This window comes from Inquilinus sp. OTU3971 (assembly GCF_038440215.1).
This window is the reverse complement of the sequence record NZ_JASATH010000092.1, coordinates 1-22,659: the sequence shown is the minus strand read 5'-3', so window position 1 is coordinate 22,659 and position 22,659 is coordinate 1. Positions and strand designations below refer to the sequence as shown.

The following is a 22,659-nucleotide window of genomic DNA, read 5'->3' as shown; positions in this document are numbered from 1 at the left end:
GGCCCTACTCCCCCTGCTGCAGCAGCGAGCCGCGATTGCGGGCGGTGTGGAAGCCCCAGAGGAAGGCGGCACTGCCGAGGCCGAGCCAGATCACGTTCAGGCCGATCGCGGCCAGGAAATGGCCGGTGTCGAAGCCCTGGCCGTGCAGCAGGCCGCGCATGCCCTCGAACACATGGGTCGGCGGCAGCGCCAGGGCCACGCCTTGCAGCCAGCCGGGCAGCACCGAGACCGGATAGTAGATCGCGCTGATCGGCGAGATGGCGAAGACGATGGCCCAGGCCAGCCCCTCCGCCCCCATGCCGTAGCGCAGGATCAGCGCCAGCACCACCAGGGCCACGGCCCATCCCGTGACGATCAGATTGACGAAAAAGGCCAAGAGCGGCAGGCCGAGCGAGAAGATGTTCCAGTGGTACAGCAGGATCGCCAGCACGGCCGCCGGCACCACCCCGACCAGGGTGCGGATCAGGCTCATCGCCATCAGCGACGCCACCCATTCCCAGGGTCGCAAGGGGCTGACGAAGAGATGGCCGAGATTGCGGCTCCACATCTCCTCGAGGAAGGAGATCGACATGCCGAGCTGGGCCCGGAACAAGAGGTCCCACAGCAGCACCGCCGAGATCAGCACGCCGGCGGCCTGGGCCTGCCAGTTCATCGCCGGCGCCAGGCTTTCGGTGATCAGGCCCCAGACCACCATCTGCACCGTCGGCCAGTACATCAGCTCGACCAGCCGCGGCATCGAGCCGCGCAGGATGTAGAGGTGGCGCAGCATCACCGCCAGGATGCGGCCCGAGGACGAGCCGCGCAGGGCGGTCGGCGAGGCGAGGGTGCGGCTCATTGCGCCGCTTGCCCCAGCGCGCCGCGGCTGCGGGCGATGTCGAGGAACACCTCCTCCAGGTCGGTGCGGCCGTATTTGGCGATGAGATGGGCCGGCGAGCCCTGGTCGACGATCCTGCCGGCCTTCAGCATCAGCACCTGGTCGCTCAGTCGCTCGACCTCGTCCATGTTGTGGCTGGCCAGCAGGATGGTGGCGCCGCGCTCGGCCCGGTAGCGCTCCAGCATGCCGCGCACCCAGTCGCCGGTGTCCGGGTCGAGCGAGGCGGTCGGCTCGTCGAGCAGCAGCAGCTCCGGCGCGTTGACCAGCGCCTTAGCCAGCGCCACCCGGGTCTTCTGCCCGGCCGAGAGCTTGCCGGAGGGCCGGTCGAGGAACCCGGTCAGGTCCAGCAGCCCGGCCAGCTCGGCGATGCGGCTGCGGCGGTCGCGCACGCCGTACAGCCGGGCATAGACCGCCAGGTTCTCGCGCACCGTCAGCCGGTGCGGCAGATCGACATAGGGACTCGAGAAGTTCATCCGGGGCAGGACAGCCCAGCGGTCCCGCGCCATGTCGTGGCCGAGCACGGTGATGCGGCCGCCCGACGGCAGCAGCAGGCCGAGCAGCATCGAGATCGTGGTGGTCTTGCCGGCGCCGTTGCCGCCCAGCAGCGCGACGGTCGAGCCGCGCGGCACCACGAAGGAAATGCCGTCGACCGCGGGCGCGGCGCCGGGATGGAAGCGCTTGGACAGGCGCTCCGCTATGATGACGCCGTCGGAGAGCATGGAGCGAGAATGGACGGACAGGGTGAAAATGACCAGGGGGCCGGGATCAAGCCGGCGGCGGAGCTCGGGCGCGACCCCGCGCTGCGGCCGCTGCCGGAAGCGCCCGAGGTAAGCCCAGGCCGGCGGATGCGGGCGCGGATCAGCCAGATCACCCTGATCAAGATCCGCTGGGTCGCCGTCGCCGGTCAGGCCGCCACCATCCTGTTCGTGCATTACTGGCTGGGCTACGAGCTGCCGCTGTGGCCAGCGCTGGCGATCGTCGCCATCTCGGTGGCGCTGAACGTCGCCGCCTTCGTCCAGGGCAAGTGGCGGCTGCGCCTGGTGGAGCGGGACGCGGCGCTCTATCTCGGCTACGACATGTGCCAGCTGGTGGCGCTGCTGTTCCTCACCGGCGGCCTCCTGAACCCCTTCGTGGTGCTGATGCTGGCACCGCTGACGGTGTCGGCCACGCTGCTGAGCTACCGCAGCACGATGATGCTGACCGGCCTGGCCATCGCCGGCGTCGTGCTGCTGGCCTTCTGGCATTATCCGCTGCCGGGCGGCATGCCCTCCAGCGGTTCGCCCTACCATCTCGGCGTCGGGCTGGCGATGGGCATCTCGATCATCTTCGTCTCGCATTATGTCTGGCAGGTCGCGGCCGACGCCCGGCAGGTGTCGGACGCGCTCGCCGCCACCCAGATGGCGCTGGAGCGCGAGCAGCGGATCTCGCTGCTGGGCGGCCTGGCCGCGGCGGCGGCGCATCAGCTGGGCACGCCGCTCGGCACCATCACCCTGATCGCGCGGGAGATGCGGCGCGACGTGCCGGCCGACGACCCGATGGCCGAGGACATCGCCCTCTTGGAGCAGGAGGTGAATCGCTGCCGCGACATTCTGACCGAGCTGGCGCGGCGGCCGGAGCCGGACGACGAGGATCCGTTCCGGCTGATGACCCTGCCGGCGCTGGCCGGCGCGGCGGCCGAAAGCTACCTGCATGCCGAGAATCGCCGCCTGTTCATCACCGCCGCCGAGGGCCCGCCGGGCCAGGCGCTGCAGCTGCGGCGGACGCCGGAATTGATCCACGGCCTGGGCAATCTGATCCAGAACGCGCTGCAGTTCGCGCGAAACCGGGTCGAGATCGCCGCCGAATATGGACCGAAGACCGTGGTGCTGAAGATCATCGACGACGGCCCGGGCTTCCCACTGGCGCTGCTCGGCCGGCTGGGCGAGCCCTATGTCTCCGGCCGCGGTGAGGACAGCGACCATATGGGTCTCGGCATCTTCATCGCGGCCACGCTGCTCGAGCACAGCGGGGCCCAATTGTCCTTCTCGAATGGCCCGCAAGGGGGCGCGGTTATTGCAGTTGCGTGGCCGCGACACAAATTTGAGAGGAAAGAAAGGACCTGGGTATGACCATCTCTCCTGCCACCCTCACCGCCGAACAGCCGGCGCCGCTGCCGGCGCGCGACGCGGCCAAGAGCCTTTTGATCGTCGACGACGACGTCGCCTTCCGCACCCGCCTGGCCCGCGCCATGGAGAAACGGGGCTTCGAGGTGGTGACCGCCGACGGCCTCGCCACCGGCATCGACCTGGCCCGCCGCGTCGCCCCCGCCTTCGCGGTGCTGGACCTGCGGCTGGGTGACGGCAACGGCCTCGACATCGTGCCGGTGCTGCATGAGGCGCGGCCGGACAGCCGGGTGATCATGCTGACCGGCTATGGCAACATCGCCACGGCGGTGGCGGCGGTGAAGGCCGGCGCCGTCGACTACTTGGCCAAGCCGACCGACGCCGACCAGATCGAGGCGGCGCTCTTGAACCCGGACGAGAAGCTGCCGCCGCCGCCGGAGAACCCGATGTCGGCCGACCGGGTGCGGTGGGAGCACATCCAGCGCGTATTCGAGCAGTGCGACCGCAACGTGTCGGAGACGGCACGCCGGCTGAAGATGCACCGCCGCACGCTGCAGCGCATCCTGAACAAGCACGCCCCGCGGGGGTGACCCATCGGTCTATCCGCCGAGGATCGCCGCGGTCCGGCCCAGCCAGTCGGCGGGGTCGGGGCGGTGATAGACCCGCTCCGCCGGCTCGATGCGGTCCAGGAAACCCCGGTAGATCACCGCCTGCCGGGCGGCCGCCACCGGCGCCAGCAGCGCCGCGGCCCGGTCCGGGTCCGAACCCGGCACGGTCGCGCGCCAGCGTTCGTGCCAATGGGTTCGGACCGGCCCGACCGCCTCGCCCGGGATCCGGGTCAGGAAGGCCGGCTGGTCCAGCAGCGGATGGCCGACGCCGCTGTCGCCCCAGTCAAGCAGGGTGATCGCCGCGCCCTCGCCGCGGCAATTGCCGGGGTGGAAATCGCCATGCACCAGCGTGTCGTCGAGGCCGCAGGCGGCGATATCGGCGAAGCGGCGCGGCAGGCTGCGCAGGAATCCGGCCAGCACCGCCCGGTCGGCTGCCGCGAGCTCATCCGCCGTCCGCTCCACCACCGCGGCGATCGCCGCCTCCAACGCCGGCGCGCGCCAGTCCGGCAGGCCGAGCGCCAGCAGTTCCTCGACCCGCCCCTGCCAGGAGCGCTGCAGGCCGGCCAGCAGCGCGACCATGACGAGCAGCTGCGCCGGCCCGGCCTCGTACAGGTCCTCGCCCGGGATCTCGGCCAGCAGGACGCAGCCGTCCTCCTGCCCCAGCAGCCTGGGCACCGGCCCGCCGGCCAGGCGCTCGAGCAGGCGTCCCTCATGCGCGAAGAAGGGCGGCACCGCCTTCAGCCAGGCCACCTGCCCCTCGACCGGAATCCGCCAGATGCTGGACAGGTTCCAGCTGCGGACCTGCACCGGCGCGCCCGCGGGCCGCAGGCCGTGCCCGTCCAGCACCCGCCGGGCCCAGGCCAGGTCCGCAGCCGGGCCGCCCAGTCGGGCATAGGGCAGGCGCAGCGGCTGCTCGTCGAGCGTGCCGGCCCAGGGCTCGGCCGGCACCGGCCGGGCGACCTCGGCCAGATAGGTCACCGCGCCGCCATGCGGCCGGTCGCGCTCGGTCTCCAGGAGCCGCAGGATGGTGGCGTCGATGCCGAAGCGGTCGCGGACCGCCCGGACCACCGGCCCGGCCTCCTGCCACCACGGCGTCGTCGCGGCGACCGGCGGCAGGGCACCGACGACGCGTCCATCCGGCGTCACCAGCACCAGCCGGGCGGTCCGCGGTGGGATCTCGGAAGGGGTCATCGATCGGTCCGGCGCAGCCTGTGACGAACCCGATCACGGCCGGGCCTGTCCGCGAGCATACACGGCACGGCCGGTCATCCGATGCGATGTACTTTGTCTATCTATAATATTGATCGCCACGCCGATCGCGTGCCAGTCTGTGTCTCACACGATATCAAAATCGGAGACGAGCGATGGCGGCGCCAACGCGCTGGCCGGGCGGCGCCCGGACCGTTCTGTGCGTCACGGTCCATGTCGACGGCCCGTCGGAGGAGGCCGGGCGCGGCCTCAACGCGCTCGGCATCCACAGCCGCGGCCGCTACGCCATCCGGCGCGGCGTGCGGCGCTATCTCGACATGTTCGACCGGCTGGGCATCCCGGCCACCTTCTTCGTCTGCGGCCAGGACGTCGAGACCTGGCCCGAGCTGTACCGCGACATCCATAGGGCCGGCCACGAGCTGGCGGCGCATGGCTACCAGCATGAGGGCTGGGACCTGGGCGATTCCGAGCCGGCCCTGCTGGAGAAGACCCACCGGATCATCGCCGACACGGTCGGCGAGGCCCCGGTCGGCTGGTGCTCGCCCTCCGGCCGCAAGAGCCGCCTGACCCTGCCGGTGCTGCGCCGCCTGGGCTATCGCTACGACGCCAGCGAGAAGGATGACGACCTGCCCTATCTGCTGCCGGAAGAGGCCGGGCAGTCGGATTTCGCCATCCTGCCGAACAACATCGTGTCGCTGGACGACCACCCGATGTACGCCATCGGCCGAGCGCTGGCGTCGGAGGTGCTGGAGAACTGGATCCAGGAGCTGGCGGCGATCGAGGCCGGCGACGGCTATGTCCAGCTGATCATCCATCCGGAGGCCAATGGCGGCTCCGGCGTGCCGGCCCGGGCCGCGGCGGTCGAGGCCTTCCTGCGCCACGCCCAGGCCCGGCCGGGCATCGCGGCCCTGCGCATGAGGACGCTGGCCGAGCACTGCCTGGCCGATCCCGGCGCCTGGAGGAACCCGCGCCCATGAACACCCTGGTCACGGTCAATGTCCACGGCGTCGGCCCGGAGGCCGCTTCGGTGCCGGAGGTGGAGCTGTTCGGCCGCCTGGGCCTCGGCCGCTACACCTACCGCATCGGCCTGGCCCGGGTGCTGGAGTCGCTGCGCCGGTCGGAGATCAAGGCCACCTTCTTCTGGCCGGTGTTCGAGGCCGAGCGCTGCCGCGCCCTCCTGGAGCGCTGCCTGGCCGATGGCCACGAGGTGGCGTCGAACGGCCTGGCCTTCGAGGACCATATCGGCCTGGGCGACCGCGAGGATACGGTGCTGGAGGAGGCGCAGGCCCGGCTGACCGCGCTGTGCGGCACGGCGCCGGTCGGCTTCCGGGCCCCGACCGGGACGCTGTCGAACCGCACCATCCCGATTTTGCAGCGCCTGGGCTACCGCTACGACAGCAGCTTCATCGACGACGACGCGCCCTATCCGCTGGACGGCGACGGCGGCGCCGGGATGGTCGAGCTGCCGGTCAGCCAGGGCCTGACCGACGCCACCCATTTCGGCCAGCGCCTGACCCAGTCGCGGGCCGAGGCTTTCATGATCGAGGCGTGGGACGCGCTGCTCGCCACCGACGGCTATGCCTGCATGACCCTGCATCCGCGCGCCGATCTCGGCGTCGGCCGGGCGGCGCGGATCACGATGATCGAGCGGCTGTTCGAGCGGGCGCGGGGGCTGGGCAGCGAGTTCCGGCTGTGCCGCGAGGTGGCGGCAGAAGCCGGCCGGCAATCCAAGTCAGGCGCGGCGTCCGGCGCCGCCTGACTTCGCTGCAATGCAATATGTCGGATCTAATGCCGCCTCAATGTCGGGCGGTGTAGTCGCGCAGCACGTCGGCGATGAAGGTGTTGGCCAGGTCCGACGACGCTTCCGGGTGACGTCTGCGGAACGCCTCGAGCGCGGCGTCGCAGGCCGTCCATTCATCGGCGCCCGCGGCGCGGCGCGCCTCGTAGGCGCTGATGACAATGTCGCTGGTGGAAGGAATGGCCTGGCCCACGGAACCTCTCCCTTACGCAATTCGATGCCTGACGCGGCGAAACAATCCGGCGGGTAGAGCTATCAACATTGCACTGCACAATACGTTCCCTGTCCAGTCGATTCTTCGGTGAAATCCCGATGACCCACTGCTGAAATCGATACAATTTTGAATAAAGCGCCGTCGTCCACGGGCGTAGGACAATATCCGAAATGATGAGGCCGAGATCAGGACAAGATCATGTCCGACAATAGGCGAGCTTAGGGCTTCAATCGCCAGCCGCGGGCGATGAGGAGGGCGGCGCAGGCCCACAGCGCCGCACCGCTGGCGGCCAGCACCGCGAGGCTGCGGCCGACCGGCTCGGCCCCGGCGCCGCCGAAGGCGATGCGGGCGGCGTCGATCGCGTAATAGACCGGGTTCAGCGCCACCACGGCGGCGAGCGGTTCGGGCAGCAGCGCCACCGGCGCGAACACGCCGGACAGGAAGGTCATGGGGATCAGCAGGAAGCCGAAGAAGGCGGCGGCCTGGTCCCATTTCTCCGCCCACAGCCCGACCAGCGTGCCGGCGGCGGCCAGCAGGAAGGCGCCGAGCAGCAGCACCAGCGCCAGCAGCGCCGGGTCGGCGACGCCGGTGCCGGCGGTCAGCAGCAGGGCGATCAGGCAGGGCAGGCCGGTGACGAGGCCGGAGGCGGTGCCGGCCAGGGCGTAGCCGGCCGCCACCTCCCAGGCCGCCAGCGGCGGCATCAGGATGTCGCCGACCAGCCGTTCGACCTTGAGGAAGGTGATGCTGTAGACCGTGGCCTCGGCCGCGCGCAGGATCACGACATGGACGACGAGCCCGGGCGCCAGGAACGGCAGCAGGCCGCCGGGCCCGGCCCAGGCGGGCGCTCCGGCCGCATCCCCCGTCGCCTCACCCGAGGCGACGGCGAACACCGCGACATAGAGCAGGATCGAGAAGGTCGGGGCGATGACCGTCTCCGGCCAGTCCTTGAGATAGGCCCGGAACTCGCGCCGGAACAGCGTGGCCAGGCCCAGCCAGTGCACCGCGCCGAAGCGCCGGACCGGGCGGGCCGCCCCCGCCGGGCGAGCCGCCCCCGCGGGGCGGGCAGCCGCCGCCGGGACCTGCACCGTCACGCCTTCAGCTTGTAGCCGGTGGCGAGCATGCGCAGCAGCAGCGCCAGCAGCGCCGCGTTGACGCCGAGCAGGACCAGGATGCCGACCGCGAGGGTGCCGTCGCTGACGCCGATGAAGCCGTAGCGGAACCCGTCGATCATGTAGAAGAACGGGTTGAGATGGGCGACGAAGTGCCAGGCCGGCGGCAGCCGGTCGAGCGAGTAGAAGGTGCCGGACAGGAAGGCCAGCGGCGTCACCACGAAGTTGGTGACGGCGGCGATGTGGTCGAACTTCTCCGACCAGATGCCGCCGATGGCGCCGAGCAGCGCCAGCATCATCGACGCGGCGAGGCCGTGGAACAGCACGAAGCCGGGATGGACCGGATCGATCGGCACGAAGATCCGGATCGCGGCCCAGGTCACCGTCCCGACCAAGAGGCCGCGGACGACGCCGCCGGCGACGTAGCCGGCCGCCAGCTCGGCCGGTGCCAAAGGCGGCATCAGCACGTCGACGATGTTGCCCTGGATCTTGGCGATCATCAGCGAGGAGGAGGTGTTGGCGAAGGCGTTCTGCGCCATCGCCATCATGATCAGCCCGGGCGCCAGGAACTGCAGGAACGGCACCCCGGCGGCCTGCCGCGTGGCACCGCCCAGGGCGAGCGCGAAGATCGCATAGAACAGCAGCGTGGTGACGACCGGGGCGGCGATGGTCTGGGTCGCGACCTTGAGGAAGCGGTGGACCTCCTTGGCGGTCAGGGTCCACAGGCCGATCCAGTTGATGCGGCCGATCGGGCGGGGCTGCGGCATGGTCGTTCGTATTGGCGGCGGGCGCGCGACCATAGCCCGCCCCGCCGCGGCCGGCAAACGGCGGCGTCGGACCGGCTCTCCCGCAAGCGAGACCTTTTCACAGCGCCCTCACCGTCATTGCGACGAGGCGAAACCGACGAAGCAATCCAGGGCCGGCGCGTGCGGCCATGAGCCCGGTATCGATATTTGGAATACAACGAAATATTGCATAAAATATTATTCTTTATTCAATATTCAGCAATTGACTCATGACAAGTACACACATACCCTAATTACCAAGTTCGATTTACCAGTAGATTTATCATTGTAACTTAATAACTCTGGGAGAATGAAAAATGCCTGCCTTCTTCGCATTCATGCAACAATCAAGCCCAGGCGTGGAATTCATCATACAGCTTAATGATGACAACAAAATACAAAAAGCTCGTGACATCCTGTCTGGAAAGGAACAGCAAGAAATTCACGTTCACGGGCGGCTCATCAAACGGCAGCAGCCCTACAACCCGAGATTCAATTTTTATCTCGATCCCGACTCGATCTCTTTCTTCTCCCAGGCGATCGAGGTCTGCGACGCGAACATGATGTATGTGGAGGACCATCTCGACGAAGCGTGCGGGGCCTTCCTGCCGGGCTGCCATTGGTGTCCCTGGGACTCCCGGCTGACCCGCGAGGTCATACCGTAACGGGCGGCGTTCACCACCGCGGCGGCGGGGGTCACTCCGCCGCCATCGCCCGGGCCTCAGGCGGCATCAGCCAGCCATCCTCGACCCTGAGGCGGAGGGCCGCCCCCTCCTCCGGCGGTGCGCCGCGATGGGCGACGCGCAGCACCCGGCCGGGATCGGCGTCCGGCCGGCAATGCAGGATGGTCACTGCCCCCTCGAACACGGCGCGCTCCAGCCGCGCCGGGATGCCCTCCACCGGATCGACCGCCAGCCCCTCGGCCCGCAGGCAGGCGGCCTGCGACGCTGGTCCCGGGCCGCTGCGCAGCCGCACCGCATGGCCCCACAGCTCGACGGCGCTGAGGCCGTGGCCGGCGCCGCCGCGCCAGGTCACCGGCACCACCATGCCGCGGCCGACGAAATCCGCCACCATCGCCGTCGCCGGCTCGGCATAGAGACGCCGCGGCGGCGCCACCTGCTGCAGCCTGCCGTGGTCCATCACCGCGATCCGGTCGGCCAGCGCCATCGCCTCGGCCTGGTCGTGGGTGACATAGACCACGGTGGCGCCGAGCTGCCGGTGCAGCCGGCGGAACTCGGCCTGCAGCGCGTCGCGCAGATGCACGTCGAGATTGGCCAAGGGCTCGTCCATCAGCACCAGCGCCGGCGCCATCGCCAGGCAGCGGGCCAAAGCCACGCGCTGGCGCTGGCCGCCGGACAGGGTCTCGGGCCGGGCCTCGGCGCGGTCGGTCAGTCCGACCGCCGCCAGCGCCTCATCGGTGCGCCGCGTCCGCTCCGCCGCCGGCAGCCGGCGGATGCGCAGCGCATAGTCGACATTCTCGCGCACGGTCATATGCGGCCACAGCGCGTAGGACTGGAACACCATGCCGATGCCGCGCTCCTCCGCCGGCACCATCGCGCCTTCTCCCGCCACCACCCGGCCGCCGATCCGGATGGTGCCGCCATCGGGCGCGTCGAAGCCGGCGAGCAGGCGCAGCAGCGTGGTCTTGCCGCAGCCGGACGGGCCGAGCAACGCCAGGAACTCGCCCTGCGCCACCTGGAGGTCGACGCCGTCGACCGCGACGCGCGGGCCGAAGCGGCGGACGACGCGCTCGATGTCTACGGCAGCCATGGCAGCGATCCCCTGGGCAGGCGGCGGGCGAACAGGGTGGCGACACCGGCGAGGCCGAGCGTGACCAGCACGGTCAGCACCGCGACGGCCGAGGCGGCGGTGGCGGCGCCCTCCGCCTGCAGCGAGAACACCATCACCCCGACCGTCTCGCTGCCGCGCGACCACAGCAGGGCCGAGACCGTCAGCTCGTTGAAGGCGGTCAGGAACACCAGGATGGCGCCGGTCGCAACCGCGGGCGCCACGGCAGGCAGCAGGATGCCGAGCAGGCGCCGCGGCCCGCGGGCGCCGGCCAGCCGGGCCGCCTCCTCCGGCGCCGGGTCGGCCTGGGCGATCGCTGCCGCCACCGGCCGCAGCGCCAGGGCCAGGAACCGGCCGAGATAGGCGGCCAGGATGATCCACAGCGTGCCGTAGAGGCTGACCCCGAGCAGCGGCAGCGGCCGCAGCAGCAGCAGGATCGCGGCGATCGCGGTCAGCACGCCGGGCAGCGCATAGGGCAGGTCGGCCAGGGTGTCGAGCCAGCGCATCGCCCGCCAGCGCCGGGCCTCGGCGTAATAGGCCAGGACCAGCCCGACTGCCGCCGTGGCCAGCGCCGCCGCGGCGGCCAAGAGCGCGCTGTTGAGGAAGGCGCGGCGGGTGGCGTCGTGCTGGAACAGGATGTAGCCGAACTGGTCGAGGCTGGCGGAGTCGAGGCTGAGCTCCACCCCCAGCGCCGGCACCAGGGCCGAGGCCAGCAAGGCCAGCAGCGGCGCGACGGAGAGCACGCCGACGATCAGCCACAGCGCCGCCTCCGCCCAGGGGCGGGCCCGGCCGAGCGGCAAGACCGGGCCGGTCGGTCCGGTGCGGACCAGCACCGGTGCCCGCGCCGCCGCCCAGCGCTGCAGCCCGAGGCCGAGCGCCGCCAGCACGGCCAGCACCAGGGCCAGCGCCGCGACCTCGCCCAGCACCGACGGGCCGAAGCCGCTGAGCCGCTGGTAGATCAGCGTGGTCAGCACGCTGTAGCGGCCGGGAATGCCCAGCAGCGCCGGCACGCCGAAATTGCCGATCGCCGAGACGAAAGCCAGAGCGGCACCGGCCACGAAGGCCGGGCGCAGCAGCGGCAGCAGGATGCCGGGCAGGATCCGCGATCCCCGGGCGCCGGCCGCCCGCGCGGCCTCGACCAGGTCGCAGGGCAGGCCGCGGATCGCGGCGGTGACGGCGAGGAAGACCAGCGCCGCATGCTCCAGCCCCATGATCCAGACCACCCCGCCGCCGGAATAGAGCGGGTGGTTCGGCCAGCGGCCGGTGACGGCGTCGAGCAGGGCGCGGGCGGGCGAGCCGGCGTCCAGCAGCCGGATCCAGGCCAGGGCGGCGATCTGCGGCGGGATCAGCATCGGCAGCAGGCACAGGAGCGCCAGCACGCCGCGGCGGCGGATGTCGGTCAGGCCGATGGCGAGCGCGAGCCCGCCGCCGACCACGACCGAGACCAGGGTCGAGCCGAGGCCGGAGACGAGGGTGTTCTGCAGCGCCCGCAGCGTCGCCCGGCCGCCGAGCATGGCCAGCGCCGCCTCCGGCTGCGCCAGCCCCTCGGCGAACAGGCGCAGCATCGGCAGGGCGCAGACCAGCAGCACATAGGCGCCGGCCGCCCCGGCCAGGACAGGGTCGCCCCAGCGGCGGAGACCGACGGCAGGCAGGGTCGATGCGAAGGAACGGCTCACGGATCCGATGGCACTCTGGTCGGCGATCTCGTGGCCTCCCGTACCATGCCTCGCCGGCGCCGGTCTCCCCCTCACCCGCCGAAGGCGTCGCTGAACTTGCGCTTGTTCTCGTCGACGCCCTTGGCCAGAGTCTCGGCCGAGACCGGCATCAGCTTCAGCGCCGAGGCCGCTGGGCGGCCGGGCGGCAGGGCAACGCCGGGCTTGCCCGGGATGTAGCCCTGCTTCGCCATATAGGCCTGCCCGTCATCGGAGAGCAGCCAGTCGACGAAGGTCTTGGCGTCGGCGACGTCGTCGGCCGACTTCAGGATCGCCACCGGCTCGGTCACCACCGACACGCCGTCCGACGGATAGACGAAGTCGACCGGCGAGCCCTTGGCCTTGGCGTTCAGCGCCATGAAGTCGACGATGATGCCGTAGGACTTCTGGCCGGTGGCCACCGCCTCCATCACCGTGCCGTTGCCCTGGCCGGCGACCGCGCCGTTCGCCGCCAGCTTGTCGAGATAGTCCCAGCCCATGCCGGGCTGCGCCGCGACCGTCCCGACATGGATCACCGCGGCGCCGGAATAAAGCGGGCTGGCCATGATCACCTGGTCCTTGGCCGCGGTCGACAGCAGGTCGCTCCACGATTTCGGCGCCGGCGCGCCGGACTTGGTGTTCCAGGCGATGCCGGTCGGGATCAGCTTGGTACCGAAATAGGTCTTGTCCGGATCGGCGAAGCCGTCGGGGAAGCCGGCGATCGGCGCGTCGGCATAGGCCAGCAGGCGGCCGTCATCCTTCAGCTGCTGCATCGCCACCGCATCGGCGATGAACACCACGTCGGGCTGCGGCGACCCGGCCGCGAACTCGGCCTGCAGCTTGTTCAGCACCTCGGTGGTGCCGGAGCGGAAGAACTCGACCTTCACCTCCGGATGCGCCTTGTTGAACTCGGCGACCAGCGCCGTCATCGCCTCGTTCGGGGTCGAGGTATAGATCATCAGCGATCCCGGCGCGGCGAGGGCCGCGGCGGAGACGGTGGCCAGGATGGCAGATGTCGCGACGGCGAGGAGGAGGCGGGGGAGCATGTGCGTCGATCCCAAGAATTTTAGACAATGGCTGGGGTGCTAGCAGGTTCCGGTTGCAGTTTCGTGACCGGTTCGACCCGCCAGGGCAAGCCTGCCGTCTCCGGCGGGGTGAATCGCATCGGCAGGGCGTTGGCCACGCCCTTGCCCTCGAAGCCCAGCCCCAGCCGGGAGCGCAGCACTCGCATGATGCCGGCATGGGCGACGATCAGCAGCGGCGCCGGCCCGGCGGCGAGGATCGGCTCGCAGGCGGCCCAGGCGCGGTCGCGGAAGACCTCCCAGCTCTCGCCGCCCTCGGGGACCATGAAATAGTCCGGCCGATCGGCGACCAGCCGCCCCTCCCACGCGCCCCAATGGCGTTCGACCAGGCCGGGATCGGTCGCGACCGGCAGGCCCAGCGACTCCGCCACGGCCTCGGCCGTGCGCAGCGCCCGGCTCTGCGGGCTGGAGACGATCCGGCGGATGCCGGCCCCGGCCAGCGCGATCGCGGCCTCCCGCGCCTGGGCCTCGCCCAGCTCGGTCAGGGCAGCGTCGGTGCTGCCGGCGATCACGCCGTCGCGGTTGGCCGTGCTCTGGCCATGGCGCAGGAACAGGAAGGGCGTCATCGGATCTCCACCGTCTCGTCGAGGGCAATGCGGGCGGGGGCGAAGGCCTTGGCCCAGGCGTCGCGATACCGGGCGGCGCCGAAGGCCGGGATCACCGTCTCGGCGCCGAGCCTCCTCGCCAGCGCCGCGTTCTGCGACAGCCGCGGATGCACCGGCCAGCGCAGCGCGATCGCCCGCCCCTCCTCCACCGCCCGGCGCGCCGGGGTGCCGGCGGCGACATAGCCGGTGGCGACCACCGGGCCATCGTCGCGGCCCCAGCCCTCCAGCAGCGGCTTGGCGGCGCCGCCGGTGGCGTTCGGCTTGGCGGCGATGATCGCCCGCTCCGGCGGCGGCTCGACCGAGTCGATCGGCTCGATCCGGCTGCGCAGGGAATCCAGCATCGTGCCGGCGCCGGGCCGCAGCCAGGCCGGATCGTCGATCAGCCGGTCGATCATCGCGCGGTTGGCGTCGCACACCGCCGGCTTGCGCTCATGCGCCGCCGCCGCGGCCAGCGCCATTTCGGGGCCACGCCCGCCGGCCGGGGCAAGGAGCAGTGACCGTTTGGCGGCGAAGACCGGGGCGAAGGCGGCCAGGCGCTGCCCGTGCGGCGTGTCGTCGTCGCCATAGGAGGCGTCGAGGATCGCGACCCGCGCCGCCGGCGGCTCCGCATCCACGGCGAAGACCACCGAGTCGAAGCCCATGTCGCCGGCATAGAACAGCCCGCCGCCGATCACGAGATGCAGCCACACCCCGCCCGGCGCGTGGCCGGAGCGGCCGCAGGTGACGGTGAGTCCGCCCAGCAGCCGGTTGCGGCCGAGGGCGAGCGGCCGCCGATCCGCCGACGCCCCTTCCGGCAGGGCGTCCAGCACCGGCGGAGTGGCATAGACCGGCATCGGGCCGAAGCGATCCGCGGCCTCCGGCAGCGCGTCGACATGGTCGGGATGGGCGTGGCTGAGCAGGATAGCGTCGATCGGGCCGAGGCCGGACAGGTCGGGCCGCATGCCCTCATCCGGGCCGGCGCCGCAGTCGAGCAGCAGGCGCATCCCGGCCGCCTCCACCAGGAAGCAGGCGGGGCCCTTGCCCCCGACCCCCGAGATCGCCCGCACGCTCGCCGTCATCGGATCCTCCAGATCGCGAACCCTGCCTAGACGGGAACGGTGCGGGACGCCACCGCGTCCTCCGCACGGGTGCCTTGAGGGTGTATTGACTCCAATATGAAACGTTTCATACTGGTGCCATGTCGCAGCGGAAGACGACGATCAGGGAGGTCGCATCGCGCGCCGGCGTCTCGCTCGGCACGGCATCCAACGTGTTCAACGGCAAGGCCGGGGTCGCGGCCGAAAGCCGCCGGCGGGTGCTGGAGGCGGCCGAGGCGCTGGGGTATCGCCCTAACAGCCTGGCCGCCGGGCTGCGCCGCCAGCGCACCCGCACCATCGGCCTCGTCGTGCCCGATGTGCTGAACATCGTGTTCAACGAGCTGGTCGAGCATCTCGAGAACATCGCCCTGTCGCAGAGCTACGAGGTGATCATCGTCACCTCGCGCGAGGACCCGGAGCGCGAGCACGAGCGGGTGCGGGCGCTGCTGTCGCGGCGGGTCGACGGGCTGGTCATCATCCCGACCCGCGACTGGTCCGAGACCGAGCGCGAGATGCGGCACCACCGCATCCCGGTGGTGGTGCTGGACCGCGTCGCGGCGCAGGATCATTTCCCGTCCGTCGCGGTCGACAATGCCGCCGCCACCCGGCTGGGCACCGAGCATCTGCTGGGACTGGGCCATCGCGACCTCGCCTTCGTCATCAACTCGACCCGGCTGTGGAACAGCGCCGCCCGGGTCGAGGGTTTCCTGGCGGCGATGCGCGCCGCCGGGCTGGAGCGGCGGGCCCGGGTGCTGCTGCCCGGCATGACCGAGGAGGAGACCAGGGCCGGGGTGCTGCCCGTCCTGACCTCCGTCGGCCGCCCGACCGCCGTATTCACCGGCAGCAACGTCGCCACGCTGGGCGTGCTGCGGGCGGTGCAGGATGCCGGGATGTCGATCCCGCAGGACCTGTCACTGCTGGCCTTCGACGATTTCGCCTGGCTGACCGTGCTGCGCCCCTTCGTCAGCGCCATCCGGCAGCCGACCGAGGCGCTGGCCGGCCATGCGTGGCGCATCCTGACGGCCGCCTTCGAGGCGCCGGACCGGCCGGCCGAGCATATCCGCCTGCCGGCGCCGCTGATCACGCGCGAGACCACGGCCGCGCCGCCCGGAAAGACCGCGGCACGCCGGAGGATGAAAGCTTTCAAGGACGCGGTGGACGGGGCGTCGCCCTGAACCGACGTGCCGGGCGGCCGCAGCCGTCCGCGACAAGAGAGGGAGGAGAGGTGGCGAGTTCAGCCGCAGAGACAAGCGCCGCAACGCCGGTGCTGCAGGCCGCCGGCATCGGCAAGGCCTTCGCCGGGGTGACGGTGCTGCACGGCGTCGGCCTGGACGTGTTCCCGGGCGAGATCCACGCGCTGATGGGCGAGAACGGCGCCGGCAAGTCGACGCTGATGAAGATCCTGGCCGGCATTTACAGCGACTATGACGGCACCATCCTGGTCGACGGCGTGCCGCGCCACTTCGCCGGGGTGCGCGACGCCGAGGAGGCCGGCATCGCCATCATCCACCAGGAGCTGAACCTGGTGCCCGGCATGACCGTGGCCGAGAACATCTTCCTGGGCCGCGAGCCGCTGCGCGGCGGCATCTTCGTCGACGGGCCGGCCCTGCGCGCGGCGGCGGCGCGGCTGATCCGCCGGCTGGGCATCGCCGTCGACCCGGAGGCGCGGGTGGGCAGCCTGCGGGTCGGCGAGCAGCAGCTGGTCGAGATCGCCAAGGCGCTGTCGCTGGACACCCGCATCCTGATCATGGACGAGCCGACCTCGGCCCTGTCACAGGCGGAATGCGCCACCCTGTTCGCGGTGGTGCGGCAGCTGGCGCGCGACGGCGTCGCGGTCGTCTACATCTCGCACCGGATGGACGAAGTGATGGAGCTGGCCGACCGCGTCACCATCCTGCGCGACGGCCGCCATGTCGTCACCGCCCCGATCGCCGCGCTGACGCGGGAGCGGATCATCGCCCATATGGTCGGGCGCGAGCTGGCCAAGGCCGAGCATCCGGCCGGGCGCGGCGGCGCCGGCGACCGGCCCGTCCTGTCCGTGCGCGACCTGTCGCTGGAGGTGCCGGGCCGGCGCGGCGGCTGGCGCCGGGTGCTGGACGGCGTCGGCTTCGACCTGCAGCCCGGCGAGATCCTGGGCATCGCCGGCCTCTTGGGCGCCGGCCGCACCGAGATCCTGGAGACGATCTTCGGCTCCGCCCGCGGCCGCCGCGGCGGCACCATCCGGATCGACGGCGCGCCGGTGGCGATCGACGACCCGGCGGCGGCCAAGCGCCACGGCCTGGCGCTGGTGACCGAGGACCGCAAGGTCACCGGCCTGCTGCTCGGCGCCTCGATCCGCGACAACCTGGCCCTGCCGTCGCTGTCCGTCCTGGCCCGCCTGGGCCTGCGCCGCTTCGGGCGCGAGGCGGAGCTGGCACGCGGCACCATCGGCCGGCTGGGGGTGCGCTGCACCGGGCCGCTTCAGCCAGCCGGGCGCCTGTCCGGCGGCAACCAGCAGAAGGTGGTGATCGGCAAGTGGCTGGCCACCGCGCCGCGCGTGCTGCTGCTGGACGAGCCGACCCGCGGCATCGATGTCGGTGCCAAGAAGGAGATCTATGACCTGGTCTTCGCCTTGGCCGACCAGGGCATCGCCGTCCTCCTCGTCTCCTCCGAGCTGCCGGAGCTGCTGCTGCTCGCCGACCGCATCCTGGTGATGTGCGAGGGCCGGCAGACCGGCCTGCTGCCCCGCGCCGAGGCCAGCCAGGAGGCGATCATGGACCTCGCCTCGCCCAGGGGCGCCCGCGATGCTTCCCGCCCCATCCAGATCACGCCCGAGACCGTGCCATGAGCGTCCTGCGTCTGCTGTCCCGCACCAAGCTGTACTGGGGCCTGCTGGTCATCCTCCTGATCGGCATCGCCTTCTCGCCGGTCAGCGGCAGCGGCCGCAACATCTTCCTGTCCTATGGCAACCTGACCGACGTCCTGCGCCAGGTGTCGATCACCGGCCTGGTCGCCGTCGGCATGACTGTGGTGATCCTGATCGCCGGCATCGACCTGTCGGTCGGGTCGGTGATGGCCTTCGGCACGGTGCTGACCGCGACGCTGCTGACCGAGGATGGCTGGACCAGCGCCGCCGGCGTCGCCGTGCCGGCCGCGATCGCTGTCGCCTTCCTGGCCGCCTTCCTGCTGGTCCGCTTCCTCGGTCGCGGGCTGCGGCACCGGGAGGGGCCGGTCGGCGCCCGGCGGCAAAGCACGCGCGACCCGCTGCGCGACGGCTGGGTGCCAGGTGCCGCCGGCCTGGCCCTGGCGGCGCTGGTGGCCGTGTGGCTGGTGCCGCAGGTCGGCACCAAATTCGGCGTCCCGGCCCTGCTGGTGGCGGTGCCCTGCGCCGGGCTGATGGTCGGCGCGGTCAGCGGCGCCATCATCGTCGCCGGGCGGCTGCAGCCTTTCATCGTCACCCTGGCGATGATGGTCGGCATGCTGGGCCTGTCGCGCCTGACCGCGGGCCAGGACAGCGCCGTGCTGCCGGTCTATGCCGGGACCAACGCCACCGAGGACATCGAGCTCTTGCGCAGCATGTTGTGGGGCGTGCTGCCGGTGCCGGGCCTGTTCTTCCTGGGCGCGGTCGCGGTCTTCGCGGTGCTGCTGCGCCTGACCGTGTTCGGCCGCTACGTCTACGCCATCGGCGGCAATGAGGAGGCGGCGCGCCTGTCCGGCATCCCGGTCGACCGGGTGAAGATCGCGGCCTACGCCTTCTCCGGCATGCTCGCCACCCTGGCCGGCATCCTCTATGTCGCCCAGTACCGCCAGGGCAAGCCGGACGCCGGGGCGGGGCTGGAGCTGGACGCCATCGCCGCGGTGGTGATCGGCGGCACCAGCCTGATGGGCGGCCGCGGCGCCCTGGCCGGCACGCTGGTCGGCGTCCTGATCTTCGGGCTGCTGTCGAACATCCTGCAGCTCCACAACATCAACTCCAACCTGCAGCTGGTGTTCAAGGGGGCGATCATCGTCGTCACCGTGCTGCTGCAGGAGCGCAACCTGGCCGATCTGCTGGCGCCGTTCCGCACGGCGCGCGCAGCCCGGCGGGACCCCGCCGCCCGATCCGAGGCGCCGGGCCAACAAGGATCGTCGCTGATCCATCGGGAAGGAACGCAACCATGAACCGTCGCGATCTGTTGAAGACGACCGCGCTGGCGCTGGGCGCCGGCGTCACCCTGTACCTGCCCCACGGCTGGGTCGCCCCGGCCCGCGCCGCCGCCAAATGGCGCATCGGCTTCTCCCAGGCCACGACGCTGGAGCCGTGGCGGGTGCAGTTCAACAAGGACATCAAGGCCGAGGCCGAGAAGCATCCCGAGGTCGAGCTGCTGATCGCCGACGCCGAGGACAAGACCGAGAAGCAGGTCGCCGATGTCGAGAACTTCATTCGGCAGGAAGTCGACGCCCTGCTGATCTCGCCGAAGGAATCGGCGGGCCTGACCGGGGTGGTGGAGAAGGCGATCGAGGCCAAGATCCCGGTCTTCGTGCTGGACCGCAACGTCGACACCCAGGGCTACACCCAGTTCATCGGCGGCGACAACGTCGTGATCGGCAAGGCGGTCGGCGACTTCGTGGTCAAGACCCTGGGCGGCCCGGGCAAGGCCGCCGGCAACGTGGTCGAGATCTGGGGCGGCCTCGGCACCCAGCCGGCGCATGACCGGTCGAACGGCTTCCACTCGGTCGCCGACAAGGAGCCCGGGCTGAAATACCTGCTCGACAAGCAGTCGGCCGACTGGAAGCAGAACCTGGCCTACGACATCATGTCGACCGCCCTGCGCAACTTCGAGAAGATCGACCTGGTCTACGGCCACAACGACCCGATGGCCTATGGCGCCTATCTCGCCGCCAAGGATGCCGGCCGCGAGAAGGAGATCAAGTTCGTCGGCGTCGACGGCCTGCCGAACGAGGGCGTGGTCTGGGTCAACAAGGGCGAGCTGGCGGCGACCTTCCTGTACCCCACCCCCGGCGCCGAGGGTCTGCGCCAGGCGGTGAAGCTGCTGAAGGGCGAGAAGGTCGAGAAGACCATCGTCCTGCCGACCGAGACCATCACCAAGGAGAACGCGCCGGAGATCCTGAAGCGGAACGGGCTGATGTGATATCGACGGCCCTTCCTCAGGCCCTTCTTCGTCATGGCGAGGCGCGCAGCGCCGTGACCATCCAGAGGCTGGTGCCGCTGGATGGCCACGCCCCTTCTCGCGATCCATACAAAACGCATAAATCGTCAGCTATCTCGGCGCGCCGGGGCTGGAGCCGCTGACCGGATGCCCAGCGGCTCTCGCTCACCCGCCGGCGACGATCGTGGCAGGCACCTCCGGCGGCCCGACGGATGCGGCACCAACCGCATCCGTCATCCCTTGGCCCTGAACGCTACAGGACAGGATCTCGCCGTGGCCTCACAGCAGGAAGTCCGAGCCCTGCAGCGTGAACACCCCGGTGAGGTTGATGACCATGTCGGCCGCACCGTCGCCGTTCACGTCGGCCGAGACGATCGTGTTGCCGCCGGAGGTCTCGTAGCGCAGCTGCCCGGCGGCGCCGGAGAAGGCGGTGGTGCCGATGAAGCTGAAGGCCGTGTCGCCGTTGGCGGAATTGCCGTCGGCATCGATCGACCGCAGCGAGATCGCGTCGATGTGCTGGAAGTCCTGGATCGTGTCGGTGGCCGAGGCGGTGCTGTCGGAGACGGCGGTATAGCTGAAATAGTCCGAGCCGCTGCCGCCGTTCAGTACGTCGGCGCCGTTGCCCCCTCGCAGCGTGTCGTTTCCGCCGCCGCCGCTGAGGGTGTCGACCCCATCGAACCCGATCAGCCCGTTGCTGAGGGCGTTGCCGACCATGACGTCGTCGTGACTGCTGCCGTTGATGTATTCGACGTCGTTGTCGATGGTGTCGCCCTGGGCGTCGCCACCGGTGTTGACGTTGGTCTCGAGGTTGATCGAGACGCCCACGGCGTTGCTCCAGTAACTGGCGGTGTCCCAGCCGTCGCCGCCGGTCAGGTGGTCGGCGCCGCCACCGCCGCGCAGGATGTCGCCGAAGGCACCGCCGCTCAGCTGATCGTCACCGGCCTCGCCTTCCAGGGTGTCCCAGCCATCGCCGCCGTCGATCTGGTCGTTGCCGTTGCCGCCATAGAGCTGGTCGTTGCCGCCCGCCCCGGCGACGATGTCGTTGCCGCCGCCGCCGTTGATCGCGTTGGCGCCGGCATTGCCGGACAGCGTGTCGTCGAAGGTGCTGCCGCCCAGTCGCTCGATGTTGGAGAGGACATCGCCCTGGGCATGGCCGCCCGTGCCGGTGCCGGCCGCGAGGTCCACCGTGACCGCGGCGTCGGAGTCGAAGTAGCCGGCCGTGTCGATCCCGTCGCCGCCGTTGATGGTGTCGGCGCCGGCGCCGCCATAGAGCATGTCGTTGCCGGCGCCGCCGGACAGCGCGTTCGCACCGGCGCTGCCATGCAGGACGTCGCGGAAGGCGGAGCCGGTCAGGTTCTCGATGCTGGCGAGCGTGTCGCCCTGGGCATCGCCGCCGGTGCCGGTGCCGGCGATCAGATCGACGGTCACGCCGGCGCCCGAGCCGGAATAGTCGGCCGTGTCGACGCCGCCATTGCCGGTGAGGGCGTCGGCCCCGGCGCCGCCGGTGAGGGTGTTGTCGCCGGCCGAGCCGATGAGGGTATCGTTGCCGGCCGAGCCGATCAGGTTCTCGACGCCGGTCAGGGTGTCACCCTGCGCGTCGCCGCCGCTGCCGGTGCCGGTGACCAGGTCGACGGTCACGGCCGAAGCGGAGCCGGAATAGTCCGCGGTGTCGTTGGTGCCGGCGCCGCCCTGCAGCGAATCGGCGCCGCCGCCGCCGACCAGCGTGTCGTCCCCGGCGCCGCCGAGGAGGATGTCGTTGCCGCCCTGGCCGTCGAGCGTGTCGTCGCCGCCCTGGCCGTTCAGCGTGTTGGCGGCGGCGCTGCCGCTGAGGTTGTCGGCGCCGGTGTTGGAGCCGATCAGGTTGACGATGCCGACCAGATAGTCGCCCTGGGCGTCGCCGCCGAAGCCCTGCGAGGCGCCGGCGAGCTGGATGTTGATGCCCAGGATCGGCAGGGTCAGGCTGACCAGCACCGACAGGTCGATGGTCACGCCGTCGACCGAGGTGGTGTAGTCCGCCGCATCGATGCCCGACAGGGTGATGATGCCGGCGGCATTGAGCAGGCCGCCGATGATCACGTCCGCCCCGGCACCGCCGCGGATCACATCGTCGCCGGACCAGCCGATCGCGACGTCGTCACCGCCGAGGGCATCGACGAAGTCGTTGCCGATGGCCTGGACCGGACCGATGATGAGATCGGGTAAGACTTCGGCGCTGTTGGAGCCGGTAAAAGTGGCCATGAATATTCCTTCCCACTATGATTAGGGCCCGATATGAAGTGGACGCCGCAGTTGGACATTTCTTCTCACGATGTTCAACAAAAAATTCGCCCTATGAGATGAAACATCAGATAAAGGTAATATCGGGCTATGCGGTTGGGCAGATGAGCCGTTCGGTACGCCGCCGCCGCCGTCCTGCGCATTCTGCATTCGTCAGCGTCGACCCGACGCGGCTGCTGCCACGTCCAATACTCATAAGATCGCGATTTCACACGCCAGGTTGGCACGGACCAAGGACGCGGCGACGGCGAGGAGCCGGCCGCCACCTGCACCGGCCCGGGGACGAGTCGTAAACGCAATGTTTTATTGCGC

The 22,659-nt window shown here is 70.7% G+C and carries 21 protein-coding genes; 9 read left to right on the top strand and 12 right to left on the bottom strand.

Translation table 11 applies throughout. The features are described 5' to 3' along the window. Window positions 1-4 precede the first annotated feature (4 nt). Together AAHM41_RS22095 and AAHM41_RS22090 are read right to left on the bottom strand one after the other, a co-directional pair. Window positions 5-835, bottom strand: coding sequence for an ABC transporter permease (locus tag AAHM41_RS22095; protein WP_342238743.1), 831 nt, complete (start codon window positions 833-835; stop codon window positions 5-7). Beyond that, the gene (locus AAHM41_RS22090; protein ID WP_342238742.1) at window positions 832-1,593 is read right to left on the bottom strand and encodes an ABC transporter ATP-binding protein; all 762 of its coding nucleotides are present in this window, start codon (window positions 1,591-1,593) and stop codon (window positions 832-834) included. Before AAHM41_RS22090 ends, AAHM41_RS22095 begins: the two co-directional genes overlap by 4 nt. Window positions 1,594-1,602: 9 nt before the next feature. Between AAHM41_RS22090 and AAHM41_RS22085 the strand changes: the two genes are divergently transcribed. Beyond that, window positions 1,603-2,982, top strand: a complete 1,380-nt coding sequence (locus AAHM41_RS22085; protein WP_342238741.1) for an ActS/PrrB/RegB family redox-sensitive histidine kinase — start codon at window positions 1,603-1,605, stop codon at window positions 2,980-2,982. Continuing rightward, on the top strand, window positions 2,979-3,566 hold the full coding sequence (locus tag AAHM41_RS22080) for an ActR/PrrA/RegA family redox response regulator transcription factor (RefSeq protein ID WP_342238740.1): 588 nt from the start codon (window positions 2,979-2,981) through the stop codon (window positions 3,564-3,566). The genes AAHM41_RS22085 and AAHM41_RS22080 overlap by 4 nt, the downstream gene beginning before the upstream one ends. A 9-nt stretch (window positions 3,567-3,575) precedes the next feature. On the opposite strand, the gene AAHM41_RS22075 is transcribed toward AAHM41_RS22080, so the two are convergent. Beyond that, window positions 3,576-4,775 (bottom strand): aminoglycoside phosphotransferase family protein, encoded by a 1,200-nt coding sequence (locus AAHM41_RS22075; RefSeq protein ID WP_342238739.1) that lies wholly within the window; start codon window positions 4,773-4,775, stop codon window positions 3,576-3,578. 173 nt (window positions 4,776-4,948) lie between these two features. Between AAHM41_RS22075 and AAHM41_RS22070 the strand changes: the two genes are divergently transcribed. Together AAHM41_RS22070 and AAHM41_RS22065 are read left to right on the top strand one after the other, a co-directional pair. Further along, entirely contained in the window at window positions 4,949-5,770 is an 822-nt protein-coding gene (locus tag AAHM41_RS22070; RefSeq protein WP_342238738.1) for a polysaccharide deacetylase family protein, read from the top strand. Continuing rightward, window positions 5,767-6,552, top strand: a complete 786-nt coding sequence (locus tag AAHM41_RS22065) for a polysaccharide deacetylase family protein (RefSeq protein ID WP_342238737.1) — start codon at window positions 5,767-5,769, stop codon at window positions 6,550-6,552. Before AAHM41_RS22070 ends, AAHM41_RS22065 begins: the two co-directional genes overlap by 4 nt. Window positions 6,553-6,589: 37 nt before the next feature. Here AAHM41_RS22065 and AAHM41_RS22060 read toward each other — a convergent pair whose 3' ends face one another. From AAHM41_RS22060 to AAHM41_RS22050, 3 genes are all read right to left on the bottom strand, one after another. Further along, window positions 6,590-6,784, bottom strand: coding sequence for a hypothetical protein (locus AAHM41_RS22060; protein WP_342238736.1), 195 nt, complete (start codon window positions 6,782-6,784; stop codon window positions 6,590-6,592). Window positions 6,785-7,023: 239 nt separating this feature from the next. Continuing rightward, window positions 7,024-7,896 (bottom strand): ABC transporter permease, encoded by an 873-nt coding sequence (locus tag AAHM41_RS22055; protein ID WP_342238735.1) that lies wholly within the window; start codon window positions 7,894-7,896, stop codon window positions 7,024-7,026. Beyond that, complete coding sequence (locus AAHM41_RS22050) at window positions 7,893-8,681, bottom strand: ABC transporter permease (RefSeq protein WP_342238734.1); 789 nt, start codon at window positions 8,679-8,681, stop codon at window positions 7,893-7,895. Before AAHM41_RS22050 ends, AAHM41_RS22055 begins: the two co-directional genes overlap by 4 nt. A gap of 335 nt (window positions 8,682-9,016) precedes the next feature. Here AAHM41_RS22050 and AAHM41_RS22045 point away from each other — a divergent pair, with 335 nt between their 5' ends. Continuing rightward, window positions 9,017-9,364, top strand: a complete 348-nt coding sequence (locus AAHM41_RS22045; protein ID WP_342238733.1) for a BP74-related protein — start codon at window positions 9,017-9,019, stop codon at window positions 9,362-9,364. 31 nt (window positions 9,365-9,395) lie between these two features. Here the strand turns inward: AAHM41_RS22045 and AAHM41_RS22040 are convergent, their stop codons facing one another. The 5 genes from AAHM41_RS22040 to AAHM41_RS22020 all read right to left on the bottom strand — a co-directional run bounded on the left by AAHM41_RS22040 (window position 9,396) and on the right by AAHM41_RS22020 (window position 14,923). Further along, window positions 9,396-10,469, bottom strand: coding sequence for an ABC transporter ATP-binding protein (locus AAHM41_RS22040; RefSeq protein ID WP_342238732.1), 1,074 nt, complete (start codon window positions 10,467-10,469; stop codon window positions 9,396-9,398). After that, window positions 10,457-12,163, bottom strand: a complete 1,707-nt coding sequence (locus AAHM41_RS22035; RefSeq protein ID WP_342238731.1) for an ABC transporter permease — start codon at window positions 12,161-12,163, stop codon at window positions 10,457-10,459. The genes AAHM41_RS22040 and AAHM41_RS22035 overlap by 13 nt, the downstream gene beginning before the upstream one ends. A gap of 71 nt (window positions 12,164-12,234) precedes the next feature. Then, a complete protein-coding gene (locus tag AAHM41_RS22030) occupies window positions 12,235-13,224 on the bottom strand; it encodes an ABC transporter substrate-binding protein (protein ID WP_342238730.1) in 990 nt (329 codons plus the stop codon). A gap of 20 nt (window positions 13,225-13,244) precedes the next feature. Further along, window positions 13,245-13,826: a histidine phosphatase family protein gene (locus AAHM41_RS22025; RefSeq protein WP_342238729.1), complete on the bottom strand. Its 582-nt coding sequence runs from the start codon at window positions 13,824-13,826 to the stop codon at window positions 13,245-13,247. Then, the gene (locus AAHM41_RS22020) at window positions 13,823-14,923 is read right to left on the bottom strand and encodes an MBL fold metallo-hydrolase (protein WP_342238728.1); all 1,101 of its coding nucleotides are present in this window, start codon (window positions 14,921-14,923) and stop codon (window positions 13,823-13,825) included. Before AAHM41_RS22020 ends, AAHM41_RS22025 begins: the two co-directional genes overlap by 4 nt. Before the next feature lie 119 nt (window positions 14,924-15,042). Between AAHM41_RS22020 and AAHM41_RS22015 the strand changes: the two genes are divergently transcribed. The 4 genes from AAHM41_RS22015 to AAHM41_RS22000 are packed head-to-tail and all read left to right on the top strand — an operon-like array spanning window position 15,043 to window position 20,052. Then, window positions 15,043-16,116, top strand: coding sequence for a LacI family DNA-binding transcriptional regulator (locus AAHM41_RS22015; protein WP_342238727.1), 1,074 nt, complete (start codon window positions 15,043-15,045; stop codon window positions 16,114-16,116). A 50-nt stretch (window positions 16,117-16,166) separates the two neighbouring features. Further along, window positions 16,167-17,768, top strand: coding sequence for a sugar ABC transporter ATP-binding protein (locus AAHM41_RS22010; RefSeq protein WP_342238726.1), 1,602 nt, complete (start codon window positions 16,167-16,169; stop codon window positions 17,766-17,768). Then, window positions 17,765-19,081 (top strand): ABC transporter permease, encoded by a 1,317-nt coding sequence (locus AAHM41_RS22005; RefSeq protein ID WP_342238725.1) that lies wholly within the window; start codon window positions 17,765-17,767, stop codon window positions 19,079-19,081. The genes AAHM41_RS22010 and AAHM41_RS22005 overlap by 4 nt, the downstream gene beginning before the upstream one ends. Next, window positions 19,078-20,052 (top strand): substrate-binding domain-containing protein, encoded by a 975-nt coding sequence (locus AAHM41_RS22000; RefSeq protein ID WP_342238724.1) that lies wholly within the window; start codon window positions 19,078-19,080, stop codon window positions 20,050-20,052. The genes AAHM41_RS22005 and AAHM41_RS22000 overlap by 4 nt, the downstream gene beginning before the upstream one ends. Window positions 20,053-20,349: 297 nt before the next feature. Here AAHM41_RS22000 and AAHM41_RS21995 read toward each other — a convergent pair whose 3' ends face one another. After that, the gene (locus tag AAHM41_RS21995; protein WP_342238723.1) at window positions 20,350-22,308 is read right to left on the bottom strand and encodes a beta strand repeat-containing protein; all 1,959 of its coding nucleotides are present in this window, start codon (window positions 22,306-22,308) and stop codon (window positions 20,350-20,352) included. Window positions 22,309-22,659: the final 351 nt, after the last annotated feature.